5 protein-coding genes and 4 tRNA genes are annotated in these 7,050 nt (G+C 70.0%); 7 read left to right on the plus strand and 2 right to left on the minus strand.

The genetic code is table 11. The features are described from left to right. Positions 1–107 precede the first annotated feature (107 nt). The 7 genes from ITP53_RS58800 (at position 108) to entS (ending at position 5,039) form a co-directional block, all read left to right on the plus strand. Positions 108–1,997: an N-acetylmuramoyl-L-alanine amidase gene (locus ITP53_RS58800; RefSeq protein ID WP_236052169.1), complete on the plus strand. Its 1,890-nt coding sequence runs from the start codon at positions 108–110 to the stop codon at positions 1,995–1,997. A gap of 91 nt (positions 1,998–2,088) precedes the next feature. After that, a tRNA-Gly gene (locus ITP53_RS52805) sits at positions 2,089–2,160 on the plus strand. 15 nt (positions 2,161–2,175) lie between these two features. Next, positions 2,176–2,246, plus strand: a tRNA-Cys gene (locus ITP53_RS52810). A 48-nt stretch (positions 2,247–2,294) separates the two neighbouring features. After that, a tRNA-Gly gene (locus ITP53_RS52815) sits at positions 2,295–2,366 on the plus strand. A 19-nt stretch (positions 2,367–2,385) separates the two neighbouring features. Continuing rightward, positions 2,386–2,460 (plus strand) — tRNA-Val (locus tag ITP53_RS52820). Positions 2,461–2,628: 168 nt separating this feature from the next. Further along, on the plus strand, positions 2,629–3,444 hold the full coding sequence (locus ITP53_RS52825) for a class I SAM-dependent methyltransferase (protein WP_195903044.1): 816 nt from the start codon (positions 2,629–2,631) through the stop codon (positions 3,442–3,444). A 344-nt stretch (positions 3,445–3,788) separates the two neighbouring features. Then, positions 3,789–5,039: an enterobactin transporter EntS gene (entS, locus tag ITP53_RS52830; protein ID WP_195903045.1), complete on the plus strand. Its 1,251-nt coding sequence runs from the start codon at positions 3,789–3,791 to the stop codon at positions 5,037–5,039. Positions 5,040–5,126: 87 nt separating this feature from the next. Here entS and ITP53_RS52835 read toward each other — a convergent pair whose 3' ends face one another. Continuing rightward, a complete protein-coding gene (locus tag ITP53_RS52835) occupies positions 5,127–5,339 on the minus strand; it encodes an MbtH family protein (RefSeq protein WP_195903046.1) in 213 nt (70 codons plus the stop codon). Further along, positions 5,336–7,050: thioesterase domain-containing protein (locus ITP53_RS52840; RefSeq protein ID WP_236052170.1), on the minus strand; the 1,715-nt coding region annotated here is incomplete at its 5' end. The genes ITP53_RS52840 and ITP53_RS52835, both read right to left, overlap by 4 nt.

The following is a 7,050-nucleotide window of genomic DNA, read 5'->3' on the forward strand; positions in this document are numbered from 1 at the left end:
CCCCCCAAAAAGCATGGAAGAGGCCCTTGCCCGAAACGGAGAGCGAGCTCTCCGTCCCGCAGGGGGCAAGCCCCCCGCGTCCCCCCCAAAAAGCATGGAAGAGGCCCTTGCCCGAAACGGAGAGCGAGCTCTCCGCTTCGTCCGCGCTCAGAACGGCCCTGCCGCCGCAGCGGACGACGTTGCCCGAGGCGAGCCGCCTGATCGGCGTCTCCGCCGCCCGGCTGCGCGAGGACCCGGCCGCGAACATCAGGGGCGGCGCCGCCCTCCTCGCCTCCTACCAGGACCGGCCGAGCGCCGACCCCGCCGACTGGCACGACGCGATCGAACGCTATTCGGGCACCGACGATCCGGTCGCCGCCAGGCGGTTCGCCGACGAGGTGTTCTCGGTGATGCGGCAGGGCGTGGAGCGCCGCACCGACGACGGTCACCTGGTACGGCTCGATCCCGTACAGACCCTCCCCAAGTCCGGCCGCGCCTCGGAGAACCCCACCGACGACCGGACCGACACCGACGAGCAGGATCCCATGGAGGGGTACACCGACACCCAGATCAACACTCCACCGGAATTCGACACGCAGCCGGAGATGGACGCCGGGCCGGAATACGACACTCAGCCGGGGATCGACGGCCAGTCCGTTCCCGACTGGCAGCCGAAGGAGGCCCCGCTCTCCCAGTTCCCCGAACACACCGGGCACGCCGCACAGTCCAGAAACGACGGGGACGACGGGGACGACGGGCACGACAAACGTGACCGGCGTGACGGGGACGACGGGCACGACGGGGACGACGGGCGGAAACGGGCGTCGGGGCGGGCCGAGTGCCCGGCGTCCCTGGCCTGCGAGTGGATGCCCGCCGCCCACAAGCGCTTCGGCAAGAGGAACAACAGGGACTACGGCAACCATGACCGGCTGAGCCGGGACCGGGCCGTCGACTACATCGTCATCCACGACACCGAGGGAACGTACCAGGGCATCCCCTCCATGATCCGCAACCCGAAGTACGTGAGCTGGCACTACACCATCCGCTCCCGCGACGGACATGTCGCCCAGCACGTGCCGACGCGTGACATCGCCTGGCACGCGGGCAACTGGGACGTCAACACCCGCTCGATCGGCATCGAGCACGAGGGCTACCTGGCCAAGGGAGGCACCTGGTACACGGAGGCGATGTACCGGTCGTCGGCCAAGCTCGTCAAATACCTGGCCGCGAAGCACGACATCCCGCTCAACCGCGCCCACATCCTCGGCCACGACAACGTACCGGGCACGACGCAGAAGACGGTCGCCGGCATGCATGAGGACCCGGGCCCGTACTGGGACTGGGCGCACTATTTCGAGCTCATGAACAAGCCGCTCAGAGCGGCCAAGAAGGGCGACTCCATCATGATCCGCCCGTCGTACAACGCCAACCGGCCGCGCTTCACCGGCTGCACGACCACCAAGGCCGGCCACGCCTGCCCGCCGCACGGCGCCGCCACCGTGTGGCTGCACAAGCAGCCGAGCCATTCGTCCCCGCTGGTGGCGGACATCGGCAAGCATCCGGGCAAGCCCAGCACGTACAGCGTGTACGACCACAGCGCCCGCGCCTCGACCGGCCAGCGCTACGCGGTCGCGGGCCGGCAGGGCGACTGGACGGCCATCTGGTACCTGGGCCAGAAGGCCTGGTTCCACAACCCGCACTCGAAGCCCACCGCCGTCCCCGCCAAGGGCCCGCTCGTCACGCCGCTGCGGCCTGACACGAAGGTGTACGGCCGCGCGTATCCGGAGAGGTCCGCCTACAAGAGCGCCTCGTACCAGCCGCTGGCACCGCTGCAGTACAGGATCTCCCCGGGTCAGGCGTACACGGTGGGCGACACGATCACGGGTTCGTACTATTCCGCCAACGCGTTCGACCCGGCCAGGCACGTGACCACCACAGGAGCGGTCCGCTACCACCAGATCCAGCTCGGGCACCGGGTGATGTTCGTCATGGCGAAGGACGTCCGCATGATCCACTGAATTTCGGGCCCGCGACCTCTCGCTGCACGCAGGCACTCCACGGAGACGATATGGTTTTCCCGTGGCCCGGCACATGTCGCCGGGGATTCACGCGGAAGTGGCTCAGTGGTAGAGCATCACCTTGCCAAGGTGAGGGTCGCGGGTTCGAATCCCGTCTTCCGCTCGGAGTAAAACTCCTGGTGGAGTGGCCGAGAGGCGAGGCAGCGGCCTGCAAAGCCGTCTACACGGGTTCAAATCCCGTCTCCACCTCGGGACCGGCGGACCCCTCGGGATCCGCTAAAGTAAGGACAACGCCATGCGGAAGTGGCTCAGTGGTAGAGCATCACCTTGCCAAGGTGAGGGTCGCGGGTTCGAATCCCGTCTTCCGCTCTGAGTTTCAACTCAATAAGGACGATTAGCTCAGCGGGAGAGCGCTTCCCTGACACGGAAGAGGTCACTGGTTCAATCCCAGTATCGTCCACCAGGCTCCATAGCAGACCAGGTCCGATCTGGTCGAACAGGAGTTGTAGCCCCAGCTCACGGCTCATGCCGGGAGACTGGGGCTTCTTGTTGTTCCGCAGCCATCCCGCCGACGGCCTTCAGCTACTCGGTCCTACAACATGAGAACGCCTCCGCTCTGTACGGTGAGGGCATGCCCCCCGAGAAAGTGCACCTGACCGAGGAGAAGGCCACGCTCCTCGCCACCCTGCACGGCCGGGCGCTCGACGCCCGATCCCCGCAACCGATCCTCGGCGACGAGCTGGCCTCAGAGGTGATCGACCGCATCGATCACGACTTCGCCAAGACGGGCATGAACGCCGGCACCGGCCGCGCCGTCGCGCTGAGGGCCCGTTTCATCGACACGTGGGCGGCCGAATACCTCACGGAGCATCCCCAGGCGACCGTGCTCCACCTGGGCTGCGGGCTCGACACCCGCTACCACCGGATGGCACCGCCGCCCACCGTCCGCTGGTACGACGTCGACTACCCCGATGTGATCGACCTGCGCGGCCGGCTGTTCCCCGCGCGCACCGGCTACACCACGATCGGTTCCTCGGTCACCGACCTGGCCTGGCTGGAGCAGGTCCCCCGCGACACCGACGTGCTGGTCGTCGCCGAGGGCCTGCTCTACTACCTCGACCCGATGCGGGGCGCGGCGCTCCTGCGGGCCATCGTCGACCGGTTCGCCGGCGGCCGGCTCGTCTTCGACGCCCTGAGCACGCGCGGGGTGCGGCTGCAGTGGCGCAACAAGCCGGTTCAGAAGGCCGGGGCCACGATGCAGTGGGGCATCGACGGCCCCGACGATCTGCTGGTGATCCATCCGAGGCTGCGCTGCGTGAGCACGCTGAGCGCGTTCGACATGGAAGGGTTCGACCGGCTGACGGCGCAGCACCGCGTCGCAGCCGTGATCGCCAGGCTGATCCCGGCGATGAAGCGGACGGCCGTTTTCTACCTGCTGGAATTCTGAGGCTCGCCGCTGTTGTCCCCGCGGTCCAGCGCGTCCTGACACCGGCGAGTTCTGCGGCAGGATGAGCCCGATGACTGTCATTTCCGCTGTTCGGGCCTTCCTGACCGCCGTGCTCTGTCTCGCGGGCTGTGCGGCGCAGTCCTCCACCGTCGGCAGCCCGGCGGCCGCCCGAGGTCGGCACCACCCTGGTCGTCGGTGCCGGCCGGCGCGTCGCCGGCGTGTTCGACCTGGGCTCCACGAACCGTCTGGGAGTCACCGCATGGGACGGATTACCCTACATTAGGCAAGGCTTACCTAAATTGGGTTAATGTTGCCGTAGCCTGCCCCCTCCAGGAAGGCCGCGTATGCGCCTGGGACAGTTCGTCGTCGACGTTGCTCCGCTTCGCGCCAGCCGCGACTTCAGATTCGTCTTCGCCGCCCGTCTGGTCTCCCTCCTCGGCATCGGTGTGACGGGAGTCGCGCTGTCCCTGCAGGTGTTCGAGCTGACCGGCTCCTCCTTTCACGTGGCCCTGGTGAGCCTGGCGCTCGGCGGGCCGCTGCTGGCCGGCACGCTGGCCGGTGGTGTGCTCGCCGACCGGCTGGACAGGCGGCGGCTGATCATCTGGTCGCGTGCGACCGCCGCGGTGGGGTTCGCGGGTCTGTGGCTCAACGCGATGCTGCCGGAACCAGGGCTCTTGACGCTGTACGGCTGCGCGGCCCTGATCGGGCTGGCCGACGGACTCAGCGAGACCGCGTTGATGGCGGCCGTTCCCGCGCTGGTGGGCCGGGAACGGCTGGCGGCGGCCGAGGCGCTCACCTCGACGACGACGCAACTCGGCACGGTGGCAGGTCCGTCGGCCGGCGGCCTGCTCATCGCGGGTCCGGGGCTGGCGGCGTGCTTCGGGCTGACGACGCTCACCACAGTCGTCACGATCGTCCTGCTCTGCCATGTCCGGCCGCTGGTTCCCGCGCGGGACGTGGCGGCGGCGGACCGTCGCCCGCTGCGTGCGCTCGTCGAAGGGGCGCGCCATGCCATGCGCAACCGGCTGATCTCGGGGCTGATCCTGCTCGACCTGTGCGGCACGCTCTTCGCCATGCCGTACGCCGTCTTCCCCGAGTTGGCCGCCGGCCGGTTCGAGGGCGGCGCGACGGTGGTGGGCCTGCTCTACAGCGCGCCCGCGACGGGCGCGCTGCTCGCGGCGCTGACCAGCGGATGGGTGGCGGGCGTGCGCAGGCCGGGGCGCTGGCTGATCGGAGCCGTCGCGCTGTGGGGTCTGGCGATGGTGTGCTTCGGGGTGAGCGGCGAGCTCTGGCTCGCGCTGCTGTTCCTGGCGGCCTCGGGGGTCGGCCAGGTGATCTCGGAGGTGCTGGCCGGGGCGCTGCTGCAGGGCAACACACCCGACCACCTGCTCGGGCGGGTGAGCAGCCTGTGGCTGACCGAGGCCACGGTGGGCCCGGCGGTGGGCAACGTGATCGCCGGTGGGCTGGCGCGGGTGCTGTCTCCGGCCGGGGCGGTGGTCGCGGGTGGCCTGGCCTGCCTGGCGGGTGTCGCCTGGCTGGCGCTGGCCGTACCGGAGCTGCGCCGCGCGCGGCCTCTCACCGACGCCGCAGCATGAAGCCGCGCCGCACAAAACCAGCGTGAAAGCCGAAGCCGCGCCCGTCAGGGGCGCGACCTCAGGGGCCTCACGGCCTCATCGGACGGATCAGGTCTCGTCCATGGCGCGGGCCAGGCCGGCTGGGCGCATGTCCGTCCAGTGCGTCTCGACGTACTGGAGGCACAGCTCGCGCGCGGCCGGGCCGTGCACGTCGCGCCAGCCCTCGGGCAGCGGTATCCATGCGGGCCACAGGGCGTGCTGGGCCTCGTCGTTGACGACGACGAGGTAGTCGGTCTCCGAATCTTCGAACGGGTTGGTCATCTCAGTCTCTCCTTGAGTACGCGGGCGATGCGGGCGAGTGGTTCCGGGTCGGCCAGCTCGTGGTGCTCGCAGTCGATGGTGTGGTCCTCGATGGCGCCGCCGACGTAGGGACGCCATCGGGAAGGGTCGAGCTCCGAGCCGCTCTTGTCCACGCCGGCGGTGAAGAACAGCAGGTCGCCGTCGAAGTGGGGATGCCGGTCGGTCTGGATCAGGCGTTCGGCGTTGATCGCGGTATCGATCATCGCGGAGATCGTCGGTTCCTCGAGTTCGGCCGGCACTCCCCCGGCCGCGCGCAGGTAGCGGACCACGCCGCGCCGGTCGAGTGGTCCCCGCGCGGCGTGTCCGGCCAGGCGCAGCAGGAAGCGCAGGGCGTCCTGCTCGTCGTCGCCGGTCTCGGGCTCCTCGCCGGGCAGGAGCGGGTAGGAGTCGAGCATGGCCAGCAGGCCGACCTGCTCCCCTTCCTCGCGGAGCCTGGCGGCCATGGCGTGCGCGACGACTCCGCCGAAGGACCAGCCGAGCAGCCGGTACGGCCCCGCGGGCTGTACGGTGCGGACGGCCGCGAGGTAGTCGGCGGCCATCTCGTCCAGGCTGCCGGGGAGCGCGGCCGGCCGGTTCAGGCCGCGCGCCTGCAGGCCGTAGACCGGCGAGTCCAGCAGCCCGGCCAGGCCGGAGAAACACCAGGCCAGCCCGAACAGGGGGTGCACACAGAACAGCGGCGCGCCGTCGCCGCCGGTCCTGATGGGCAGCAGCACGTCGAGTCCGTGCCCTGCGCGGTGCGGGGAGGTGACGCGCTCGGCGAGCGCGGTGGCGGTCGGCGCCTCGAACAGGGTCATGATCGGCAGTTGGACGGCGAACTCGGTTCTGACCCTGTTGATCAGCTTCCCGGCGAGCAGCGAGTGACCGCCCAGCTCGAAGAAGCTCTCGTCGGGGCGAGGGCGGGGGATGCCGAGCACGTCGGCGAAGAGCTCGCACAGCCTGGCCTCGATCCCGGCGGCTCCCGGCGGCCGTGGAGCCGTGGGGAGCGGCTCCCACGCCGGGTGTTCGATCGGGTCGACGGACAGCCGGCTGAGCCGGGTGTCCGGATCGCGGGCCACCCGGCCCAGCAGGTCCGCCAGGGAAGCGGCGATCTTCTCGGCCGTGCCCCTGGTGAACAGGTCCGTGCGGTACTCGATCGCCCCGTCGCCTTCCTCCGACACGGCCACGGCGAGATCGAACTTGGCGGTGCCCGTGTCCACCTCCTCCTGCAGCGCGGTCACCCCTCCCAGCGGGTCGAGCGGCCGCGCGGCCGGATGGTAGGCGATCATGACCTGGAACAGCGGGTGCCAGGCGGGGGACCTGATCGGGGCCACGGCCTGCACGACCTGGTCGAAGGGCGCGCCGGCGTGGTCGAACGCGGCCAGGTCGGATTGGCGGACGCGGTCGAGCAGTTCGGTGAAGGTGGGGTCACCGCCGGTGTCGGTACGCAGGACGACGGTGTTGACGAAGAAGCCGACCAGGCCGGCCAGCGCCTCGTCAGGACGCCCCGCGACCGGCGTCCCGATGGGGACATCGGTGCCCGCGCCCAGCCTGCTCAGCAACGCCGCCACCGCCGCGTGCACCACCATGAACATCGTCGCGCCACCCCGCAGGGCCATCTCGGCGAGGGCGTGACGGGTCTCGGCGGGCAGGTGGAAGTGCACCGCGTCGCCCTCGGTCGTGATCACGGGTGGGC

The sequence above is a fragment of the Nonomuraea cypriaca genome, from assembly GCF_015645445.1.
GTDB lineage: Bacteria > Actinomycetota > Actinomycetes > Streptosporangiales > Streptosporangiaceae > Nonomuraea > Nonomuraea cypriaca.

Bases quoted from the DNA above. Each gene is read 5' to 3' on its own strand.
- ITP53_RS52825 (WP_195903044.1), top strand. From the start codon at position 2,629: ATGCCCCCCGAGAAAGTGCACCTGACCGAGGAGAAGGCCACGCTCCTC.
- entS (WP_195903045.1), top strand. From the start codon at position 3,789: ATGCGCCTGGGACAGTTCGTCGTCGACGTTGCTCCGCTTCGCGCCAGC.
- ITP53_RS52835 (WP_195903046.1), bottom strand. From the start codon at position 5,339: ATGACCAACCCGTTCGAAGATTCGGAGACCGACTACCTCGTCGTCGTC.